Origin of the sequence: Bradyrhizobium sp. BRP20 (assembly GCF_020194215.1) — a bacterium.
Taxonomy (GTDB): Bacteria; Pseudomonadota; Alphaproteobacteria; order Rhizobiales; family Xanthobacteraceae; genus Bradyrhizobium; species Bradyrhizobium yuanmingense.
Genome location: NZ_JADYVY010000015.1, coordinates 58,941 through 79,704, shown reverse-complemented (window position 1 = coordinate 79,704; position 20,764 = coordinate 58,941). Strand labels below are relative to the sequence as shown.

General features: G+C 64.8%; 21 protein-coding genes and 1 pseudogene. 8 read left to right on the top strand and 14 right to left on the bottom strand.

Translation table 11 applies throughout. The annotated features are described in order from the left end of the window. Positions 1 to 56: 56 nt before the first annotated feature. Entirely contained in the window at positions 57 to 743 is a 687-nt protein-coding gene (locus I6F33_RS28685) for a DNA-3-methyladenine glycosylase I (RefSeq protein WP_225144879.1), read from the bottom strand. Positions 744 to 953: 210 nt separating this feature from the next. On the opposite strand from I6F33_RS28685, the gene I6F33_RS28680 reads away from it, so the two are divergent. After that, positions 954 to 1,781: a metallophosphoesterase gene (locus tag I6F33_RS28680; protein ID WP_225144825.1), complete on the top strand. Its 828-nt coding sequence runs from the start codon at positions 954 to 956 to the stop codon at positions 1,779 to 1,781. On the opposite strand, the gene I6F33_RS28675 is transcribed toward I6F33_RS28680, so the two are convergent. The 4 genes from I6F33_RS28675 to I6F33_RS28660 form a co-directional block, all read right to left on the bottom strand. Continuing rightward, positions 1,720 to 2,205 carry a Crp/Fnr family transcriptional regulator gene (locus I6F33_RS28675; RefSeq protein WP_057025890.1) on the bottom strand — a complete coding sequence of 162 codons (486 nt, stop codon included), beginning with the start codon at positions 2,203 to 2,205 and terminating at the stop codon, positions 1,720 to 1,722. The genes I6F33_RS28680 and I6F33_RS28675 overlap by 62 nt on opposite strands. Positions 2,206 to 2,307: 102 nt before the next feature. Next, a complete protein-coding gene (locus tag I6F33_RS28670; protein WP_225144824.1) occupies positions 2,308 to 3,048 on the bottom strand; it encodes a di-trans,poly-cis-decaprenylcistransferase in 741 nt (246 codons plus the stop codon). Positions 3,049 to 3,077: 29 nt separating this feature from the next. Continuing rightward, entirely contained in the window at positions 3,078 to 3,452 is a 375-nt protein-coding gene (locus tag I6F33_RS28665) for a transcriptional regulator (RefSeq protein ID WP_036024038.1), read from the bottom strand. Further along, complete coding sequence (locus I6F33_RS28660) at positions 3,439 to 4,056, bottom strand: hypothetical protein (RefSeq protein WP_036002509.1); 618 nt, start codon at positions 4,054 to 4,056, stop codon at positions 3,439 to 3,441. Before I6F33_RS28660 ends, I6F33_RS28665 begins: the two co-directional genes overlap by 14 nt. Before the next feature lie 206 nt (positions 4,057 to 4,262). On the opposite strand from I6F33_RS28660, the gene I6F33_RS28655 reads away from it, so the two are divergent. Beyond that, complete coding sequence (locus I6F33_RS28655; RefSeq protein ID WP_225144823.1) at positions 4,263 to 5,510, top strand: S1C family serine protease; 1,248 nt, start codon at positions 4,263 to 4,265, stop codon at positions 5,508 to 5,510. Positions 5,511 to 5,676: 166 nt separating this feature from the next. On the opposite strand, the gene I6F33_RS28650 is transcribed toward I6F33_RS28655, so the two are convergent. The 4 genes and pseudogenes from I6F33_RS28650 to I6F33_RS28635 all read right to left on the bottom strand — a co-directional run bounded on the left by I6F33_RS28650 (position 5,677) and on the right by I6F33_RS28635 (position 8,352). Continuing rightward, positions 5,677 to 6,414 carry a thioredoxin family protein gene (locus tag I6F33_RS28650; RefSeq protein WP_225144822.1) on the bottom strand — a complete coding sequence of 246 codons (738 nt, stop codon included), beginning with the start codon at positions 6,412 to 6,414 and terminating at the stop codon, positions 5,677 to 5,679. Between the two features lie 17 nt (positions 6,415 to 6,431). Further along, a pseudogene (locus I6F33_RS28645) lies at positions 6,432 to 6,767 on the bottom strand (SRPBCC domain-containing protein); the annotation flags it as partial. Between the two features lie 8 nt (positions 6,768 to 6,775). Continuing rightward, the gene (locus tag I6F33_RS28640) at positions 6,776 to 7,228 is read right to left on the bottom strand and encodes a helix-turn-helix transcriptional regulator (RefSeq protein WP_036002521.1); all 453 of its coding nucleotides are present in this window, start codon (positions 7,226 to 7,228) and stop codon (positions 6,776 to 6,778) included. A gap of 149 nt (positions 7,229 to 7,377) precedes the next feature. Continuing rightward, the gene (locus I6F33_RS28635; RefSeq protein WP_036002523.1) at positions 7,378 to 8,352 is read right to left on the bottom strand and encodes a tripartite tricarboxylate transporter substrate binding protein; all 975 of its coding nucleotides are present in this window, start codon (positions 8,350 to 8,352) and stop codon (positions 7,378 to 7,380) included. A gap of 123 nt (positions 8,353 to 8,475) precedes the next feature. Here I6F33_RS28635 and I6F33_RS28630 point away from each other — a divergent pair, with 123 nt between their 5' ends. Together I6F33_RS28630 and I6F33_RS28625 are read left to right on the top strand one after the other, a co-directional pair. After that, on the top strand, positions 8,476 to 8,886 hold the full coding sequence (locus tag I6F33_RS28630; protein WP_225144820.1) for a VOC family protein: 411 nt from the start codon (positions 8,476 to 8,478) through the stop codon (positions 8,884 to 8,886). 255 nt (positions 8,887 to 9,141) lie between these two features. Continuing rightward, complete coding sequence (locus tag I6F33_RS28625; RefSeq protein WP_225144819.1) at positions 9,142 to 10,722, top strand: AMP-binding protein; 1,581 nt, start codon at positions 9,142 to 9,144, stop codon at positions 10,720 to 10,722. Between the two features lie 135 nt (positions 10,723 to 10,857). On the opposite strand, the gene I6F33_RS28620 is transcribed toward I6F33_RS28625, so the two are convergent. The 3 genes from I6F33_RS28620 to I6F33_RS28610 form a co-directional block, all read right to left on the bottom strand. Next, complete coding sequence (locus I6F33_RS28620; protein WP_225144818.1) at positions 10,858 to 11,952, bottom strand: HD-GYP domain-containing protein; 1,095 nt, start codon at positions 11,950 to 11,952, stop codon at positions 10,858 to 10,860. A 419-nt stretch (positions 11,953 to 12,371) separates the two neighbouring features. Further along, entirely contained in the window at positions 12,372 to 14,654 is a 2,283-nt protein-coding gene (locus I6F33_RS28615; RefSeq protein WP_225143008.1) for a molybdopterin cofactor-binding domain-containing protein, read from the bottom strand. Next, positions 14,651 to 15,142: a (2Fe-2S)-binding protein gene (locus I6F33_RS28610; RefSeq protein WP_025033225.1), complete on the bottom strand. Its 492-nt coding sequence runs from the start codon at positions 15,140 to 15,142 to the stop codon at positions 14,651 to 14,653. Before I6F33_RS28610 ends, I6F33_RS28615 begins: the two co-directional genes overlap by 4 nt. Positions 15,143 to 15,627: 485 nt before the next feature. Between I6F33_RS28610 and I6F33_RS28605 the strand changes: the two genes are divergently transcribed. From I6F33_RS28605 to I6F33_RS28595, 3 genes are all read left to right on the top strand, one after another. Continuing rightward, the gene (locus I6F33_RS28605) at positions 15,628 to 16,392 is read left to right on the top strand and encodes an alpha/beta fold hydrolase (protein WP_225143006.1); all 765 of its coding nucleotides are present in this window, start codon (positions 15,628 to 15,630) and stop codon (positions 16,390 to 16,392) included. Positions 16,393 to 16,416: 24 nt separating this feature from the next. Further along, the gene (locus I6F33_RS28600) at positions 16,417 to 16,752 is read left to right on the top strand and encodes a hypothetical protein (RefSeq protein ID WP_225144817.1); all 336 of its coding nucleotides are present in this window, start codon (positions 16,417 to 16,419) and stop codon (positions 16,750 to 16,752) included. A gap of 167 nt (positions 16,753 to 16,919) precedes the next feature. Continuing rightward, the gene (locus I6F33_RS28595) at positions 16,920 to 17,591 is read left to right on the top strand and encodes a dienelactone hydrolase family protein (RefSeq protein ID WP_225144816.1); all 672 of its coding nucleotides are present in this window, start codon (positions 16,920 to 16,922) and stop codon (positions 17,589 to 17,591) included. A gap of 142 nt (positions 17,592 to 17,733) precedes the next feature. On the opposite strand, the gene I6F33_RS28590 is transcribed toward I6F33_RS28595, so the two are convergent. Together I6F33_RS28590 and I6F33_RS28585 are read right to left on the bottom strand one after the other, a co-directional pair. After that, positions 17,734 to 18,480 (bottom strand): polysaccharide biosynthesis/export family protein, encoded by a 747-nt coding sequence (locus tag I6F33_RS28590; protein WP_225131885.1) that lies wholly within the window; start codon positions 18,478 to 18,480, stop codon positions 17,734 to 17,736. A 135-nt stretch (positions 18,481 to 18,615) separates the two neighbouring features. Continuing rightward, on the bottom strand, positions 18,616 to 18,933 hold the full coding sequence (locus I6F33_RS28585; RefSeq protein ID WP_225144815.1) for a hypothetical protein: 318 nt from the start codon (positions 18,931 to 18,933) through the stop codon (positions 18,616 to 18,618). A gap of 423 nt (positions 18,934 to 19,356) precedes the next feature. Between I6F33_RS28585 and rpsT the strand changes: the two genes are divergently transcribed. After that, positions 19,357 to 19,623 carry a 30S ribosomal protein S20 gene (gene rpsT, locus I6F33_RS28580; protein ID WP_036002606.1) on the top strand — a complete coding sequence of 89 codons (267 nt, stop codon included), beginning with the start codon at positions 19,357 to 19,359 and terminating at the stop codon, positions 19,621 to 19,623. Positions 19,624 to 20,764: the final 1,141 nt, after the last annotated feature.

The following is a 20,764-nucleotide window of genomic DNA, read 5'->3' as shown; positions in this document are numbered from 1 at the left end:
GCCGCGTTCGCGGCACAGGATCGCCACAGGATGCACACGATCTATCGATCTACGCGCTACTCGCTGCTGTTCTCGCCGACCGACAGCGCGCAGATGCGTGACAGATATGTGTACGGCAGGCCGGACTCCTCGGCCCAGGCGTTGAACTGCGCCTGCACCTTGGCGAGATCGCCCTTCGACTTGACCTCCTCGGCGATGTCGAGACCGGCAGCGCGCAGGCAGGCCACGACGTCCTTCGACGTCACGAAGCCGTCCCAGCCCACGAAGCGGAGCAGCATCTGGCCGGTGTTGCCGCCCAGCCGGCTGCCGCGCTTGTTGAGGAGATCGAGCAGGCCGATCTCGTCGGAGGACGGCCATTTCGCCAGGAACTTGCCGAAGCTGCCGTGCTCCTTCGCGATCTCCTGCACGAAGGCGGCGTTGTCGCGCACTGACATGATCTTGGCACCGTTGCGCACGATGCGCGCGTCGCGCAGCAGGCCCTCCCAATAGTCTTCGGGCTGGAAGGTGAGCTTGGCGGGCTGGAAATGCAGGAAGGCCTGCTCAAAGCCGTCCCATTTGGAATCGATCACGCTCCAGGCAAAGCCGGCGCAGAACACCCGCTTGGTCATTTCGGCGAGGATACGATCGTCGCCGAGCTTGGCCAGCTGCTTGAGGTCCGGCTTGGCCGGCATCAACTTGTCCAGCGCCTTGGGCCCGCCCTTGCGCTTCTCGGCGCGGGCGCGAATGGTCTTGAAGGGGGTCATGTGAACACGGGTGTTGAGGGCAGGCCACGACACCAGAATTCGGGGATCCGGTCCAGCCCCCCGCATTGCCGCCCCTTGCGCTCTGCGACGGGACGCAGCATGCTGTCGCTCATTGGATTGATGCAAAGGGGCGGCCGGGCTGGTCTGCTTCTTGCTTTATGCCGTTTTTGGAATTCCCTGACATTTTGATCTCTCGCCGTCGGATTTCCCATGCGCTGCCTGGTCGTGGCCGACCTGCACTATTCGCTGCCGCAACTCGACTGGCTGGTCAGCGCGGCGCCGCAATTCGACCTCGTGATCTTCGCCGGCGACGCGCTCGACATCGGCTCGATGGTGGATTTCCGCGCCCAGATCGTGGTGGTGAAGAAGTATCTCGCGCTGCTGGCCGCGACGACCCGCGTGATCCTCTGCTCCGGCAATCACGATCTCGACGAGCGCAACGCCCAAGGTGAGAAGATTTCGCGCTGGATCTCGGAGGTGCGCGAGCTCGGCATCGCCTGCGACGGCGACGGCCTGACGGTCGGCGATACCCTGTTCACCGTGTGCCCGTGGTGGGATGGACCTCAGGTCAAGCAACGCCTCATTGAGCAATTGCGCGATGCCGCAGCCGTCAGGCCGCAGCGTTGGATCTGGGCGCATCATGCGCCGCCGGCGGATTCACCGACGAGCTGGGGCGGCAAGCGCTTCTTCGGCGACGTCGAGCTGGTGCAGTGGATCATGCAATACCAGCCGTCGATGGTGATCTCGGGCCATGTGCATCAATCGCCCTTCATCAGCAATGGATCGTGGTTCGACCGGCTGGGCCAGACCTGGGTCTTCAACACGGGCCTGCAACCCGGCCGTCCCCCGACCTACATCGTGCTCGATCTCGATGCCGGCAAGGCGTTCTGGCTGGCGGCCGGCGAGGCGCAATGGATCGACCTGAATGCGCCGTTGCGGCGGCCCGCCGCCCCCATCGAGGCGCCGCCCGACTGGCTCACATTCTTGGATCGGATTGCCGATCCGAGCCTGGCGAAACCTCAGCCGGCGGCAGGTTGATCATGCTCTGGAGCACTTCGCCGACCATGGCCAGATGCGTGCCGTGGCCGGCATATTGCCGCTTCAGATCGGCGAGGTAGGTGTTGGCGACGTTGAGCCTCTGCGCCAGCATTTTTGCGATCAGCAGCGCCACGCCCGGCTCCCTCTCGAGGAACGCGGCGGCATCCTCGAATTCGTAGACGATGGCGTCGGAGCAGGCCCGTACCGTTGCGGTGTGCGGCTGGCCCAGCAGCACGGACATCTCACCCAGCACCGCGCCGGGCTCGGTGACGGTGGCGACCACCATCTCGGCCTTGAGCACCTCGAGCCTGCCTTGCATCAGCACGTAGAGATGGCCGGAGGTGCCCCCCTCGGCGACGATGATGGTGCCGGCGGCAAGCTGCCGCTCCGTTCCGCCGGTGCAGTAATCGAGGACTGCGCGCATGGTGCGAACGCTCCCGTCGCAGGGGTACACAACGCCGGAAGACTAGAGCACGATCCGTGCCGGGCGGCAATCGGTGGGGGAGCCGGCGGGCGCCGAGGCGCCTCACACCTGCGAGAGCGAGGGCGCCTCTCCGGGCATAATGGCTTGCAGCCCGCCGAAGCGGCGCTCGCGGCCATGGAAGGCGGCGAGCGCCTCGGCAAGATCGCCAGCGTCGAATTCGGGCCACATCCGCTCGGTGAAGTGCAGCTCGGCATAAGCGCCTTCCCAAAGCAGGAAGTCCGACAGTCGCTTCTCGCCGGAGGTACGGATGATGAGGTCGACGTCGCGAAGGCCAGCCTCGCCTGTGACGAGCTGCGAGAAGGCTTCACGCGTCAGGCTGGTCAGCGCGGCCGCCTTGGCCGCGGCATTGAGGATGGCGTCGCGCGCGGAATAATCGACGGCGATGCGCACATGCAGCGTGTGGCCATCGGCGGTGGCCGCCTCGGCGCGCGCGATCGCGGCGGCGATGCCGTCGGGCAGGCGATCGCGGCGGCCGATGACGGAGAGGCGCACGCCGTTCTTGACGAGGCTCTGCACTTCGTTCGCGAGGTAGAAGCGCAGGAGGGTCATCAGCGCCGCGACCTCGGCCTTCGGCCGCCGCCAATTGTCGGTGGAGAAGGCGTAAAGCGTCAGCGTGCCGATGCCCTGCTTGGGCGCGGCCTCGACGATGCGGCGGATGGTCTCGACGCCGGCCTCGTGGCCGCGCACGCGCGACAGGCCGCGCCGCGTCGCCCATCGGCCGTTGCCGTCCATGATGATGCCGACATGAAGCTTCTCGTTGCGGGACGTGATGTCACTTTGCATTGCAAAGTCTCCGGTCAAAAAAGGGGAGATCAGGTCGAGGCGATGCCGAGACGGCCGAGCGGCGGCGCTTCGCGGCCGGCGGCCTTCGCCGCGTCGCGCACCAGCCGCTCGAGCACGGCGAGATAGTCGAGGAAGCGGCGGCGGCCGGCCTTGGTGAGGCGGCAGCTGGTGTGCGGGCGATTGCCCTCGTAGCCCTTGGTCACCTCGACCAGTCCGGCTTCCTGCAGCACGGCAAGGTGCCGGCTGAGATTGCCGTCGGTGAGGCCGCAGAGCTGCTTGAGATCGCCGAACGCCAGCCCCTTGGGATGCGCCATCAGCGAGGTCAGAAGCCCGAGCCTCGCCTTCTCGTGGATCACGCGGTCGAGGCCTTCATAGGAGAAGGGCGCGCTGTCAGTCTTCGACATCGTTGTCTCCCGACGCAAAATGCAGAATGGCCGCCATCAGCGATTGGCCGATCAGGAAAGGTAGGCCCATGGTCCATGGCGACAGCGTGTGGGTTCGGCTCGCGAGCACCACGACCGCGAAGCCGGACACGAAATACCAGGCGCCAGCGAGCGCCACCGTGCGCGGCAGCGAGCGGACCGAGGCAAAGATGCCGAGCGACACCAGGATCTGCCACAGGCCCGGCAGCAGCCACAGCGTCTCGCTCGCGAACTTCCACATCACCACCGCGAGCAGAACGCCGGCAACGCCCGCCGGCAGGAACTGCTCGACCGCCTGGTGGATCATCGCGTCGGCGAGACCGGAATGATGGCGTCGCGACCGGGCGCGCATCTCGATGCCGATGATCAGTCCAGACAGCGCGGCGGCGATGAACCAGCCGATGAAGAAAACGAGCGGCTCGCCGGTGGGATCATCCAACAGCCAGAATTGCAGGACGGCGGTGATGAGCGCAACGGCGCCGGTCGCCGCCATCGTCGCCGGGCCGTAGCCGCGGAAAGCGGTGCCTGCCGCGATCTGGCTACGGATCGTCACGATGTCGGCCAGCGCCTTGTCGAGATCGCGCATGGGCAACGCCAAAACCTCGTTCCACCCCGGCTTTCGCGGGACACCGGTCCCGTTACTTTGTACTGCAAAGTATATGGCACTGCAAAGTAAATGCAAGCCCGAATTGTTGCGGTCAGCCGAACCGACTGGTGCGGACAACTGACGGTTGCGCCTCACCTGCCCTCGCGGATAAGATGGATGCGAGTGCGTTTGCCGGGGGCTGGGGTATGTGGTTGAGGTCGTTGGTCGTTGCGTTCGTGTTGCAGGTGAGTGTGTTCGGGGCGAACGCGGCGGGGCCGTTCGGCACGGTCAATGTCGGCAACTGGGCCGGCGGCGCATTCAGCAATGACGAGACGGGTGCGTTCTCCCATTGCGCGGCGACCGCACCTTACGCCAACGGCGTGAGTCTCTTCGTCGCGCAGAATGCGGCCGGCTCCTGGCTGCTGAGCTTTGCCAGCCCCAGCTTTCGCTTCAACAAGGGCGATACCGCGCCCATCGACTTCATCTTCGACGGCCAGGAGCAGGCGAGGTTGTTTGCGACCGCCGGCACCACCAATATGGTGACGACCATCCTGCCCCCCAACGTCGCTCGCACCTTCCAGAAGGCAAGCCTGATGGTGATCACGACCAACGGGAGCAAGCCACTCCAATTTGTGCTGACGTCGACGGCCCCCCTGATCGCGGCGCTGGCGAACTGCGTCACGCGGGTGAAGGCAGACGGGCTCAGCAAGGCCGGCGATTTCACCAAGGGTGCGGCCAAGCCGGCGGCGACGGCGGAGAAGCAGACGGCAGCGCCGGCCGGCGGCAAACCCGCCCGAGCCAGGAGCGGCAGCGGCTTCGTCGTCAGCGCGAGCGGGCACGTCGTCACCAACCATCATGTGATCGACGGCTGCGTCGGCGACGTCAGGGGCAATCTCACCGGCGAAGCCGCAATGGTGCTGCGCGTCGTCTCGAGCGATGCCAACAACGACCTCGCCCTGTTGCAGGCGCCGTCGACGACGACCTTCAAGGATTTTGCCCGAATCCGCGACCGCTCGATCCGCTCCGGCGATTCCGTGATCGCGATCGGCTTTCCCTATCACGGCATCCTGACCTCGGACTTCAGCGTGACCACCGGCATCGTGAGCTCGCTCAGCGGCATGCGCAACGACTCGCGCTTCCTGCAAATCAGCGCACCCGTGCAGCCTGGCAACAGCGGCGGGCCGCTGTTCGACAACACGGGTCAGGTCGTGGGCGTGGTCACGGGCAAGATTCCAGCCTTGCGGATCGCGGTGGCGACCGGCAACATCCCTGAAAACATCAACTTCGCCATCAAGACCGGAGTGCTGCGCGATTTCCTCGACAATTCGATCGTGCCCTATCAGACCGCCGAGCCAAAGAGCGAGCTCAAGACCACCGACATCGCCACCAACGCCCGGCCGTACACGATGCTGATCTCGTGCAACGCGGCGGAGCAGGCGGAGGCGAAGCGGTAGCTATCGGGGCAAGGCACACCCTGCACCTCACCCGTAGCTGTCATTCCCCGCGAAGGCGGGGAATCCAGTATGCCGCGGCCTTTCGATTCATCACTGCCGTCTCGGAATACTGGATCGCCCGGTCAAGCCGGGCGATGACACCTTTGATGTGCGTCGAGCGCTCCCCTCACCCGTGGCAGCACGCACCCTTCGCCGGCTGCGGCTCGTACTGGTCGCGCAGGCGGACCCAGTCCATCGGATAGGGCAGGCCTTCCTCGTGACGGCCGAGCGGGGTGAGATCGAGATATTGATAAGCGGCGTTCATCATGTCGAGGCCGCGGGCGAAGCAGGAATAGGTGTGGAAGATCGCGCCGGCCTCGTCGCGGAAGAACACGCTGATGCCGGGCAGCTCGGGGCCGTAGAACGGCGTGGTTCCGAAATTGTACATCGGCTTGCCGGTCGCGACCTCTTCCTGTGAGAACGTCACGCCGTAATCGCGGTTGAAGTCGTTGCGGCCTGAGGAAACCCAGTCGAAGGTCCAGCCCATCCGCTTCTTGAAGGCTTCGAGCTTTGCGCTTGGCGCCAGCGAGACCGCAACCATGGCGGTGTCGCGCGCGGCCAAATGCGGCACCATGCGCTCGAACCCATCGGCCCAGAACGAGCAACTCTTGCAGGCCGCGTCCCAATCGGGTGCGAACATCACGTGCTGCACGATGAGCTGCGGCCGGCCCTTGAACAGATCGCCCAAGGACACGATACCGTTCGCCCCTTCGAATGCGTACGCCTTGCCGACCTTGACCCAGGGGAGCCGGCGGCGCTCGTCGGCAAGCCGTTCGCGAGCCTGGGTCAATTCCTTCTCGTGGACCAGAAGGGCCTTGCGCGCGACGATCCATTGCTCGCGCGAAACGATCTGATGTTGCTGCATGGCGTTCTCCTTGGGGATCAGGCGACGAAAGCATCGAGCTTGTCGAAAATCGAGCTCCAGCCGCGCTGGTGGTTGTCGCGCGCGGTCTCGTCGAAGAACTGGGCGTGATGGAAGATCATCAAGGTGCCGGCAGCGTCCGGCTTCAGCGAGATCGTCACCAGCGACTCACGCTCTGGCGTCGAGTGCCAGGCCCAGGTGAAGACCAGAAGCTCGTTCAGCACCACCTCGCGATAGCGGCCGCCGGCCTCGAAGTATTCGCCGTCGTCCCCCGTGAAGCTGATGCGAAACCGGCCGCCGACGCGGACGTCGAGCTCGGCTTGAAGCGTCGCCGGCTTCATGTTCGGCGGCCCGAACCATTGCGCTAGCTGCGCGGCTTGCGTCCAGGCGGCGTAGACCTTTTGCGGCGGCGCGCGGAGCCGGCGCGTGAGCGTGAGGCTTGGTCGTTCTGCCGGGCGTTCGGCGGTGTTGGCGGCTGCGTTGGCCATGTCTCTTCCTCCACGAAGGCGGCAAGGCGATCAAGATTGTGGGACCAGAACTGCGCATAGCGATTGAGCCAGTTCATCGCCTGCTCCATCGGCTGCGCGGTCAGCCGGCAGGCGACCGTGCGCCCGGTCTTCTCGCGCACGATCAGCCCGGCATCGGTGAGCACGTCGAGATGCTTCATGATCGCCGGCAGCGATACCGCAAACGGGGCCGCCAGCTCGCTCACCGACAGGCCGTCCTGCTCGCCGAGGCGCGCCAGCAAGGCACGACGCGTCGGGTCTGACAGCGCCGCAAAGGTCCGGTCCAGCGTCTCGTCCTGATACTTAACCATATGGTTTAGTATAGACGCGAGCACGGCAACGTCAAGCCGGAAGGCGCAGGCGCGGATCCGCACGAGAGCGTGATCGGGTTGCTGGCAATGCAGCCAAGAAAAAAGCCCTGCCGAACGGCAGGGCTCTCTTCCTCGTCATCACGAGATTTCTACTCGACCTTCAGGCCGGCGAAGTCGACGACCTTCTTCCACTTCTCGGTCTCGGCCTTGATCTCCTCGCCGAACGCCTCGGGCGTCTGCACCCGCGGCTCGCCACCGAGCTCGACCAGGCGCTTGGCCATGTCAGGCTCCTTGAGCACCGCGTTGACCTCGGCGTTGAGCTTGGCGATGATTTCCTTCGGCGTGTTCTTCGGCGCGCCCATGCCGAACAACGCGCTCGCCTCATAGCCCTTGACGGTGTCGGCGATCGGCTGCACGTCGGGCAGCTGCGGCGAGCGTTCCGTGGTGGTGACGCCGATCGCGCGCAGGCTGCCGGAGCGGATGTGCTGAATGATCGAGGGCATGTTGTCGAAGATCACCTGCACCTGGCCGGCGAGCATGTCGGTGATCGCGGGCGCGGCGCCGCGATAGGGCACGTGCTGCATCTTGCAGCCGGTCATGGCCATGAACATCTCGCCGGACAGATGCACCGAGGTGCCGTTGCCGGACGAGGCCATGTTCACCTTGCCGGGATTGGCCTTCACGTACTCGATGAACTCGGCGACGTTCTTGGCCGGCACGTCCTTGTTGACGGTCATCACGTTCGGAACGCGCTGGAACGAGGCGACCGGCGCGATATCGTTCACGAAGTTGAACTTGAGATTCTTGTAGAGCGAGGCGTTGATGTAGTTGGCCGGGTTGACCAGCTGCAGCGTGTAGCCGTCGGGCTCGGCATTGATGACCGATTCGGTCGCGATGTTGTTCCCGGCGCCGGGCTTGTTCTCGACCACGAATTGCTGGCCGAGCTTTTCCGACAGGCGCTGGCCGATCAGCCGTGCCAGGATGTCCGTGGCGCCGCCCGGCGGATAGCCCACCACCCATTTCACCGGACGGGCCGGATAATCGGCGGCTAGGGCCTTCGACAGCGGGGTGGCTGCAAGCGGACTGGCGGCGAGCAGGCCCAGCGCGGTACGGCGAGTGATCATCTCAAGGGTTCTCCCAGTGTTGTTCTTGAAGTCGGATGGCTTGAAAGCCGCGTCGCTGCGGTTGTAACAAAGCTTGCCGCGTGCGGAAAGTGCGCGGGGCACATCACGACGAAAGGATGAGACATGCCGGTCAACGTTCATGCCCTGGATCATCTCGTGATCAATGTCAGCAACGTCGCGGCAAGTGCTGCGTGGTACGGCAAGATTCTCGGCATGGAAGTCAAGGTGTTCGATCCCGGCGGCGGCAAAGCGCCGCGGACTTTCCTTGAATTCGGTAACCAGAGGATCAACGTCCGGCAACGCGATGCCGACAAGGTGGAGTGGTTCACCGCGAACCATCCCACGGTGGGCAGCGAAGATTTGTGCTTTCTCACCTCGGCCACGCCGGACGAGGTGGTGGCGCATTTGCGGGCACATGGCGTCGCGATCGAGGAAGGTCCGGGCCCGAGGCAAGGCGCCCGCGGCACGTTGCGCTCGGTCTATTGCCGGGACCCGGATGGCAGTTTGATCGAGATCTCGTCGTACGAGGATTGAGGCGCGCCCCCAGCCAAACCCGTCATTGCGAGCCACCGGGTCCGCGCAAAGCGCGGCCCGATGACAGGCTCCGCGAAGCAATCCAGAACCCCTCCGCGGAACCAGTCTGGATTGCTTCGTCGCGGGAGCTCCTCGCAATGACGCAGGAGAGAGCTCGGCCCTTCCCCGGATTTGCGTCCCGCGTCGTCCAATGGCAGGAAGACGCAATCATCAAAAGACAGCCGCCGGCAAGATGCGGCTGCACCGGGAGGAGCCATGCCAGTTCAACAGACCACAGCTGGAATCGTGGGCCCGTTCGACGGGCTCGACGTGCCCTGGCTGCTCAAGCTGCGCGCCGAGGTCCGGCGTGATCATCCGTTCCTGATCTGGGCCCCGTTCGACGCGCCGGCGCGGCGCTGGAGCTATGGCGAGTTTCACGAGCGCGTCGGCGCGCTCGCGGCCGGCCTCGCCAGGCGCGGCGTCAAGCCGGGCGAGTATGTGCTCATTCATCTCGACAATTGCATCGAGGCGATGCTGGCCTGGTTCGCCTGCGTCGAGCTCGGGGCCGTCGCCGTCACCACCAATACGCGCTCGGCGCCGGCCGAGATCGCGTATTTCGCCGATCATTGCGGCGCGGTCGCCGCGATCACGCAGCCGGCCTATGCGGAAGCCGTCGCGCAGAACTGCCGCAGCATACGCTGGCTGGCGGTGACCTCGCACGATGCGGGGGCGGCGCCCGCGCGGGGCGTCTCGCGGGGCGACAGCTTCGAATCGCTGTTCGCCGACAGTGCCGATCGCCCCCGGCGCGCGACCGATCCGCTCGCGCCATGCAGCGTGCAATACACCTCGGGCACGACGTCGCGGCCGAAGGCGGTGCTGTGGACCCACGCCAACGCACTGTGGGGCGCCAAGATCAACGCCGCGCACGAGGACCTTCATGCCCGCGACGTGCACCAGGCGTACCTGCCCCTGTTCCACACCAATGCGCTGGCCTATTCCATGCTGGCGACGCTGTGGGTCGGCGCCACTTGCGTGATCCAGCCGCGCTTCTCCGCCAGCCGGTTCTGGGGCGTCGCGCGCGAGCACGGCGCGACCTGGACCTCGACCATCCCGTTCTGCATGAAAGCGCTGCTCGAGCAGGAGGTCCCGCAAGACCACAAGTTCCGCCTGTGGGGCACCGCCATCAACGAGCCGCCGGCCTTCGCCGCCTTCGGCGTCAAGATGATCGGCTGGTGGGGCATGACCGAGACCATCACCCACGGCATCGTCGGCGAGGTGGATCAGCCCAACATCCCGATGTCGATCGGTCGCGCCGCGCCCGAATATCAGATCCGCATCACCGACGACGACGGACGGCCGACGGAGGTCGGCGACACCGGCAATCTCGCGATCAGAGGCATCCCCGGCCTGTCGCTGTTCGCCGAGTACCTGCACAACGAGAAGGCGACGCGCGAGAGTTTTGACGAGCACGGCTTCTTCCTCACCGGCGACCGCGTCGAGCGATTGGAGAACGGCTTCATCAAGTTCGGCGACCGCGCCAAGGACATGCTGAAGGTCGGCGGCGAGAACGTTGCGGCCTCCGAGATCGAGCAGGTGATCGCGCTCGTGCCGGGCGTGCGCGAGGCCGCGGTGGTGGCGAAGACGCATCCGATGCTGGACGAGGTGCCGGTGGTCTTCATCATCCCGCAGGGCGGCGTCGCAGGCGCTGCGCCCGACTTGCATGATCGCGTGATGGAAGCCTGCCGCAGGGGCCTCGCCGACTTCAAGCTGCCGCGCGAGATCAGGCTCGTCGACGACATGCCGCGCTCGACGCTGGAGAAGGTGGCGAAGGCGGAGCTGCGGAAGCTGGTGGGGTGATCTCGTAGGGTGGGTTAGCCGAAGGCGTAACCCACCAACTTCGTTCGGCAATTGCGGAGGCATGGTGGGTTACGCCTGGCGCCTGCGCTTCGCGCAGCCGCGAGGCTAACCCACCCTACGACTACGGCATCCCGACTAGAACGAACCCAGCGCGACCGGACGGAACGCCTGCAGCAGCTGCTGGTCGAGCTTGCCGCCCATGCCTTCCATCATCGTGAAGGCGCGGGAGTGGGTGAAGGGCATGCGGTAGGCGCGCTTCTCCACCAAGGCGGCGTAGATGTCGACGATCGTCGTCAGGCGCACGATGTCGCTGATCTGGTTCGACGACAGGCCGTTCGGATAGCCGGAGCCGTCGAGGAATTCGTGGTGATGCAGCACCACGTCCAGCATCTCCGGCGGGAAGCCGCCTTGGGCAGCGAGCGCATCATAGCCGCGGCGCGGATGCTGGCGGACCTCGGCCATCTCCTCGTCGGTGAGCTTGCCGGGCTTGTCGAGCAGCCAGGCCGGAACGAAGGCCTTGCCGACGTCGTGCAGCAGCGCGGCGCGGGTCAGGCGGCGCTGGTCGTCCTCGCGCATGCCGAGATGCTGGGCGAAGGCGACGGCGAAGCCGGTGACGAACAGGCAATGGCGGTAGCTGCCGACATGGTGACAGCCGACCGTGGTGAGCCATTCCCGCAGCGAGGAATGCTTGATCGCCTTCAGGATCTTGCTCTCGGCGGCGATGACGTCGTCGAAGGTCAGGGCCACGCCGAGCGGCAGCTTCTCGAACATCTTGGTCAGCACCGCATGCGCCGCCTCGACGCCGCGGTTGAGCGTCTTGCCGCGATCGGTCGCGTCATAGGCCGCGGTGTCCGGGAAGGCGGCGCGAATGCGCTGCAGGATGGCCTCGGCCTGGAGCGGCCTTGAGATGGTGTCAGTGGCTCCTAACGCCCAGGCCTGCATGGTGCCGTGATGCAGGGCGTCCGCGAGCACGAACAGCCGCGGCATCGAACGATAGGCATCGCCGCGCAGCTTGTTGCGGACCCGCTGCACGCTGTCGGGCGAGCGCAGATTGATGTCGACCACGAGCCCGGAGAGATCGCGCGCCGGCTGGGCGGGGATTTCGTCCGTCTTCACCGTGGAGACGTCGCCGACCGCTTTCAGGATGCTGGCGAGCTCGCTGCTCCCGTCGCTCCGATCGGAGGCGAGCAGGAGCCGGCGTTTGGCGGCGGATTTGGCTGTGGCGTTCATGGCTTCCCCCACAAGGACCGGAAACTCGGGCGTATTGGCCGATGAGCCTAAGCCGGATCAGGTTCTCTGGCCCTTAAGAGGCGTGCTCAATGGAACCTTGGGGAATTGCACGCAATTTTACGGATTGGGGTTCAGGGGGGAATTTCACAACCGGCGAAAACAACCCCATGCACAGTAGAACGGGCATTGATGGATAAGGGGAATTTTGGACGCTATCGCCCCGCCCTCCGCTGTCGTCGCCCGGCTTGACCGGGCGACCCAGTACGCTGAGACGGTCCGGCTGAAACCGAGAAGCCGCGGCGTACTGGATGCCCCGGTCAAGCCGGGGCATGACGGTGAGGGTGTGGAGGCGGCTCCAAAACAAATCCGCCGGAGGTTGCCCTCCGGCGGATCAGCTCATTCGGCAATCGCAGCGCGACTTACGCCTTCATGCTCGCCTTCACGGCTTCCGCGGTGATCGGCAGGGCGCGGACGCGGGCGCCGCTGGCATTGAAGATGGCGTTGCCGATGGCCGGCGCGACCACGGTGACCGCGGGCTCGCCGACGCCGGTGGCCTTCTCGCCATTGGCGATCACGGCGATCGCGACCTCGGGCGTCTGGCTCATGCGCAAGGGCGTGTAGCCATCGAAATTGGTCTGCTCGATGCCACCGTCCTTCAGCGTCGCCTTCTCGTACATCGCCAGCGACAGGCCCCACAGCGCCGCACCCTCGACCTGGGCGCGGACATTGTCGGGATGCACCTGCGTGCCGACGTCGGTTGCGACCGTGAGCTTCTTCACGGTCACCTCCCCCGACGGCGCGACGGCGACGTGAGCCACGCACGCCGTCCAGCTCGCGGTCGCCCGCTCCTGCGACGAGACGCAGGCGACGCCCATGCCCTCGCCTTTCGGCAATTGCTTGGTGCCGTAGCCGGACAGTCCCATCGCGGCGAGCAGCGTGTTGCGCAAGCGCTGCGCGCCGCCGTCGTTCTTGCCGGCGCCGTCGAGCAACGAGATGCGGAACTGGGCGGGATCCTTGCCCGTCGCCGCCGCGATCTCGTCGATCATGCTTTCGACCGCCCAGAAGGTCCAGCCCGGCGCCACCGAGCGAAGCTGGCCGGAGGGCGTAGCGTTGTGCGCGAGCTCGTTCTTGATCGCGCGCACATAATGGTTGGGCACGGTGTAGAAGAAGTCCGCCCCGTTCACCGTAAAGGAATCGAGCGGGCCCTTCTTGTCGACCGAGGGCGTCAGGAAGTCGGGTATTCCCCAGCGCGCGGTCGGCCAGGCCGACACCACGTCGTGGCTGATCGCAATGAGCTTGCCATCGCCGTCCACGCCGGCCTTCACTTTTTGATAGGTGAGCGGACGCGAGAAGTCCATCGTCATGTCGTTCTCGCGCGAATAGATCACCTTCACCGGCTTGCCGACGGCCTTGGCCGCCTGCACCGCCGGAATCATCATGTCGGCATCGAGACGCCGGCCGAAGCCGCCGCCCAGCCACATCTGGTGCATGACCACGAACTTCGGGTCGATGCCGGCAGCTCCCGCCGCGATCGCGCCGGAGCGCGTTGCGAACTGATTGCCGGAATAGATGTGCAGGATGTCGCCCTTGAACTCCGCAGTGGCGTTCATCGGCTCCAGCGGCGCATGGATGTTGATGCTGGTGGTGTATTCCGCCTCCACCACCTTGGCCGCCGAACCGAAGGCTGCATTGGGATCGCCGTCCTTGACGAAGAACTGGCCGGAATCGTCCAGCTTCTGCAGCCGCTTGGCCTCGTCGAGCAGCGACTGGCTCGACACTTTCGCATTCGGACCCGCGTCATAGGCGATCTTCAGCGCCTGCGCCGCCTTCTTGGCGTTGGCATAGGTGCTGGCGACGGCGACGACCCAGCCCGACGTCGTGCCGGTCTTGTCGTCGAGCGTGACGGCCTTGATGAAGCCCGGCACCTTCTTTGCCGCGCTGTCGTCGACCGAGTTCACGGTAGCGCCAAAGCGCACCGGCGGCGTGACCAGCGCGCCATAGGCCATGCCCGGCAGCATCACGTCGATGCCGTACTTGGCCGTGCCGTTGGTCTTGGAGGGGATGTCGAGCTGCGGCACCGAGACGCCGATCATGGTGTACTGGTCCGGCGATTTCAGCTTGATCGCCTTCAACTCGTCGGGCGAGAAGGTTTTCGTCGCCTTGCCGCTTTTCACGACATCGGCAAACGACATCTGCTTCTTCGATTTCGGATGCACGATCATGGAATCGCGCACCACGAGCTCCGATGCCGGCACGCCCATGGCGGCGGCGGCACCTTCGGTCAATGCGATGCGACCGGCGGCGCCGGCCCGGCTCATCGCTTCGAAGTTCATCATGGTCGACCAGCTGCCGCCGGTGATCTGCGCGCCCAGCACGGGATCGTTGAACTTGGGATCGTTGGAGGCGAGCTGCACGCGCATGTCGCTCCATTTCGCGCCCAATTCCTCGCAGACGATCTGCGCCATGGTGGAGGCGATGTGCTGGCCCATATCCGCCTTGCCGCAGGTCACGGTGACAAGCCCGTCCGGCGCGATCGCGTACCACACGCTCGGCTCGAAATTGGCGGGCGCGGCGGCTGCCGATTCGATGCCGGGCACGCCGGCATAGCCGAGCACGAGGCCGGTCGCGGCGGTGCCGACGAGGAAGGAGCGGCGGCTGAGATCGGTCGTCTCAGGTGTCACGTTCTTGACATGCTTGTTCATGTGGGCCTCCGCTCGCTCGAGGTGGCGGACGCCGTGCGCATCTCGGATGCGGCGCGCATGATCGCCTTCTGGATCCGCGAATAGGTCATGCAGCGGCAGAGATTGCCGTCCATATGGGCGACCACTTCCTCCTTGGTCGGATTGGGATTCTTGGCGAGCAGCGAAGCCGCCTGCATGATCTGGCCGGACTGGCAATAGCCGCATTGCGGCACCTGCTCGGCGATCCAGGCCTTCTGTAAGGGATGATCGCCCTTGGCGGAGAGACCTTCGATGGTGGTGATCTTCTTGCCGGCGACGTCACTGAGCATGGTCTGGCACGAGCGCACGGCTTCACCGTTGACATGCACGGTGCAGGCACCGCACAGCCCGGCACCGCAGCCGAACTTGGTGCCTGTCATCTGCAATTGTTCGCGGATCGCCCAGAGGAGCGGCGTGTCGTTCGCCGCATCCACGGACAGACTCCGCCCGTTGATGGTGAGAGTTGGCATAGGCGTCTTCCCCTGCCGGTGCATGAAGCCGCTTACGGCGGCAATTTGAATGGCGGACGCCCACCGGGCTGGCGTCAGCCTTGCCGGCGAGAATGATCGCGTTCCGGCGCGGAGGCAAATGCAATTTGGAACGAGTCGAAAAAGCGCTCGCCACACTCGCCCGTTGTGCGCCGCGCCAAGGGCGTCGACGCAGCCACTGGACACAACAGCGCATGCCTCCGGCATGCGTGCTACGCATTCAGGCAGTTTCTTCGAGGTAACTTGGCGAGCTAAGGTGCAGCTGCCGCCGCTTTCTTCCTTCTCCCCTTGTGGGAGAAGGTGGCGCGAAGCGCCGGATGAGGGGTTGTATCCGCGCACTCGCATTGAGAGAGTCATGCGCGGATAGAGACCCCTCACCCGGCTTCGCTTTCAGCGAAGCCACCCTCTCCCACAAGGGGAGAGGGTGCAGCGGTGTCGTGGCGAGGAAAAAGAAAGGGCGGGAAGCAATGCCGGAGATCAATCGCGACGGCGTCAACATCTACTACGAGGTTCATGGCAACGGGCCGCCGCTGCTGCTCACCCACGGCTATTCCTCGACCTCGGCGATGTGGCATGGGCAAATCGACGCGCTGGCGAAGGACCACACGCTGATCCTGTGGGACATGCGCGGCCACGGCCAGTCCGATTACCCTGACGATGCGAGTGCTTATAGCGAAGACCTCACGGTCGGTGACATGGCGGCGATCCTCGATGCGGTCGGCGCGAAGCGCGCCATCATCGGCGGGCTTTCGCTCGGCGGCTACATGTCGCTGGCGTTCTATCGCGCACATCCGGAGCGGGCCCGCGCGCTGCTGATCATCGACACCGGCCCCGGCTTCAGGAAGGACGATGCGCGCGAAGCCTGGAACGCGCGAGCGCTCGCCACGGCCGACCAGCTCGACCGCGAAGGCCTCGATGTGCTGAAAGCGGCGACGCGCGAGCGCGCCACCGCGAACCATCGCAACGCCAGCGGGCTTGCGCTCTCCGCGCGCGGCATGCTGACCCAGCGCGATGCGCGCGTGATGGAGCTGTTGCCTGAGATCAAGGTGCCCAGCCTGATCGTGGTCGGCGCCGACGACACCCCGTTCCTCGCCGCGTCCGACTACATGGCCGCAAAAATCCCCGGCGCACAAAAGGTCGTGATCCCCGCCGCCGGCCACGCCGTCAACATCGATCAGCCCCAGGCTTTTGTTGACGCGGTCGTGCCTTTCCTGAAGAACTTGCCGGCATAGGCCGATCGAGCAGGGACACAGGCGATGAAGCTGATGATGCTGGCTGCGGGGACGATATTGCTGTCGCTATCCGCACAGGCCGAGCCGATCGGCGCCGTGCCGCCGCGCCAGCCCTTCGTTGCGACCTTGTCGAACAACACGCCGCTCGCCTTCGGCATGGATGCCGAACAGACCGCGCGCGCCCTCGGGCAGAGGCTGCAATATGTGCGGGGACGTCCCGGCCACGAGATCTATCTCGCCTTGCGCAATATCGGCGGCAGCGGCCTGATCCCCCATCGCCACCGCCTGTTCCTGCAATTCCGCCACGGCCGGCTGGCCGGATGGAAGGAGGATTACGGCGAGAACTGGATGTGGGAGTGAGGTGTTACCCCTCATCCTGAGGAGCTTGCACAGCAAGCGTCTCGAAGGATGCAGGCCCGGCTGCTGCATCTCGGCCTTTCATCCTTCGAGACGCGCGCAGGTGCGCGCTCCTCAGGATGAGGGGAGAGAGCTGAATTTCGGATCGACAACCAAGAAGGACAACCCGCGTGGGACAGGACATCAAGCTGACGGCCTCGGACAATTTCCAGCTCGGCGCCTATCGCGCTGATCCCGCCGGCACGCCGAAGGGCGCGGTGGTGGTGATCCAGGAGATCTTTGGGGTCAATCACCACATCCGCTCGGTCTGCGACCGCCTCGCCGGGGAAGGCTATGTCGCGATCGCGCCGTCGATCTTCGACCGGACGGCGCCGAACTTCCAGTCGGACTATTCGCCCGACGAGATCGCGGAGGCGCGCAAGTTCGTGGCCAACCCGGACTGGGCCGCGATGCTGCGCGACACGCAAGCTGCGATCGATGCGGTGAAGAGCGTCGGGCCCGTCGGCATCATCGGCTTCTGCTTAGGCGGCAGCATCGCCTTCGTCGCGGCGACGCGACTGACCGGCCTGAAGGCCGCGATCGGCTATTACGGCGGCGCCGTCGTTCGCTTCGCCGACGAGACGCCGAAGGTGCCGACCCAGCTGCATTTCGGCGAGAAGGATGCCGGCATTCCGCTCGCCGATGTCGAGACCATCAAGTCGAAGCGGCCGGATGTGGAGGTCTTCATCTATCCAGGCGCCCAGCATGGTTTCCATTGCGACGAGCGCGCCAGCTACGACAAGGCCAGCGCAGACATCGCCTGGCCGCGCAGCATGGATTTTTTCGCGAAGCATTTGACGTAGGTAGCGGCCGGCTCTCTCACCGTCATTCCGGGATGCGCCGCGCAACGGTGCAGGCCCGGAATCCATCGGGCATCAGAGCCAGTCGAGGAATGGATTCCGGGCTCGCGCTACGCGCGCCCCGGAATGACGAGGGGAGAGAGCCCTAAAACCAGCGCTCGCCGACGAACACGGTGTCGCCGGGCGCGAGTGGCGTGCCGAGCGGCACCACGGCGCGCATGGCGCCGCCGTTCTCGGTGTGCGTGACGGTGACCATGTCGCGCTTGGCGCGCGGCGAGAAGCCGCCGGCGATGGCGACCGCGCTCTCAACCGTCATGTTCGGCACGTATGGATATTGGCCGGGCGCGAGGACCTCGCCGAGGATGAAGAACGGACGATAGGTCTCGATCTCGACCGCCACCGAAGGCTCGCGGATGTAGCCGTTGCGCAGGCGTGCGGCGATCTCGCCGGCGAGCCCCGCCGTGGTGCGGCCGCGGGCGGGCACCGCGCCGATCAGCGGCATGGTGATGGAGCCGCCGGCGTCGATCGCATAGCTGTTGGTGAGACCTTCCTGGCCGTAGACCACGACGCGGAGCTTGTCGCCGGCGTCGAGATGGTAGGAGGCGCCATTGCGCACCGGCACCGCCATCGGCGCGGCGTAGCCGACAGGCATCGGTGCGGGCGAAGCGGCAAAGGAATTGCTGAGCGCTGCGATCGCGCCACCGCCGTTATTGGCGACGACGACCGGCCGCGGCGCATTATAGGGCTGGCCATAGGCCATGGCATCGAGATCGGGACGAGGCTGCACCATCGCGACGGGAGTTGCGGTCTGCATGCAGCCGCCCAAAGCGAGCGCGGCGGACGCTGCCAAGGACGCCAAGTTCGACCATCGAAACGCGCGTGCAACCGGCACCGGACCCATCCTCGAAACGAGACGGCTCCAGTGATGCACCGGTTATGGTTAATAAAGCGTTGAGTGGGGCTCCAACCCTCCCCTGGAGGGGGAGGGTAAGAGGCAGCCGCTGTTACGCGGGTGCCAGCTGCAGGCTCAATCCCGGGAATAGCCGATCAGCGGTTTCCGCGGGCGGAACAAGATCATCAGGAGGATGCCGACAATGCCGAGGACGGCGAAGACCGGCTGCTCCAGCACCAGGCGGATCACCGAGGTCCAGAGCCAGGGCGCCTTGGCCTCGACCCAGGTGCGGAAGGCCGATTGGCTGGCCTGATTGATGTCGTTCCAGAACTGGCCGAAGCGGGTGAATTTGAGGGTCTGGTCGGCCACCCAGCGGGCGCCGTCATAGACCATGAAGATGAACCCGCCGGCGAGCAGCAACAGCCCTATCAGTCGGAAAAAGCCGCGGATCATGCCTCACCTACGATGGCCGTCGAAGCGGACGACCTTTTCGGAACGATGCCAGCCAATAGCCGGGCGACGGCAGAAATTCAACCTCTTCAGGGCGTTACGGCACTCATCCAGGCCGCCAAAGGGGCGTTTCCGGCGCCCGAAAGCGTTGACGGTGCGAAAGACCCTCTCTATAAGGGCGCCAACTGGCGGTGGGCGCAATCCCGCCGCCGCTGTTCTTTGAGCAGTTGCAGGCACCCTGGGCTTCAGGACTCATCCGAGCTTGAAGACACCTTGGAGCCTCAGAGACAGCCGCAAGGCGGTCGCTCATGTTCCGGGAACGGCCCAGCAACCGAACACCCTAAATCCGAGCGTCGATTCCGCGGTCAAGCAAGCCGGCGCTACCCGACCAAGACGCGACCGGTACCCGCAAAGGACATTGAGACCATGGCCAATACCACTTCCGCCAAGAAAGCGACGCGCAAGATCGCCCGCCGCACTGCCGTCAACAAGTCGCGCCGCACCCAGATGCGTGGCGCCGTGCGCAACGTCGAGGAAGCCATCGAGAGCGGCGACCGCGCCGCTGCCGTGAAGGCGCTCGCGACGGCCGAGCCCGCCTTGATGCGCGCCGCCCAGCGCAACATCATTCACAAGAACAACGCCAGCCGCAAAGTCTCGCGCCTCACCGCGCAGATCGCCAAGCTCGCGAAGTAAATCTGCTAAGTCATCTTGGCGACATCGTCTGATCGGTCGATCCGGTCAGCGCGTCAAACAGCCCGGCCTCGCGCCGGGCTTTTTTGTTGACTGTCACATTCACGCAAGCAGTCACGCGAGGCTCACGCCTCGCTTGGATGATTTACATCGTCTGCGTCAGTCTTCATTCCGTAATTCTACCTGCCGATGTTCTGCAACAGAGGAAACTTCACTGCGTTGCAAAAAACCCCTGTGAGGCGGGCGCGAATTGAATCGATGGCCGATGAGAGTTCTGCACACCGTAGATTCACCGGAACGTGTGTCACGGTGGAGTTACCCTGCAAAACGAGTCTCGAAAAGCGATGGCTCGATAATCACTTATCAACATAGCAGGGACAAGCATTTGGAAAATTCGCCCGCACGTCGGGCGCATGACGAATTTATAAAAATAATTTGGCGCTGAACGAGAATTGTCACATGACGCGCGGCCTTCTCGATTCTGTGCACGGATTCAAAAACTTGCTTCGCAGCCTGTGAACAACTCCTGTGCGACGTTAACCGAGGTCAAGTTTTTTGACGGCTCAACTGTGAATCAATTTCGTTGCGAGTCTTTCCGCTTAGTGTATTCCTTAACCCAGTCAGCGGCGCCCACGATCTTCAGACCAGCGCGGTTTAGGAAACGGGGCGAGCGTGCAAATCGGCGGCGGTGTGCACGTAGGCGACGCTTCAAAAAGTGATGTCGGTGCAAAACCCACAGCATGTGGGAATGGTAGCTCTTTGTCTGAATGTTTCCAAGCGGGACCTTTCCCGCTCGCGCCAGGCGCATCTACTCGCGCCAGGCTCATATGAGAGACATCGCGAAGCTACCCCGGCACGCAAGGTGGCGAAGTCGAGCGGACGACTAGTACATTTGGGCAGGCATCCGCGACAGGAGTACGGCGCGGTTGTCTTTAGGACACGCAGGACCTTGTCGTGAGCGATCACGGCAGGACGGGGAGGTATCATGTCTTACGGACTCAACGCGGTATTGCAGCACGTTTCCTTTTCCAACGATGCCGTTTCAGCCCCGTCGGATTTCCAGCCTCCCGCGCGTGACGGAGCGCCGAGTACGCGCTGACCTCGCGACCCCACCATCTCTGACATCGCTGATCTGACCCGCGGC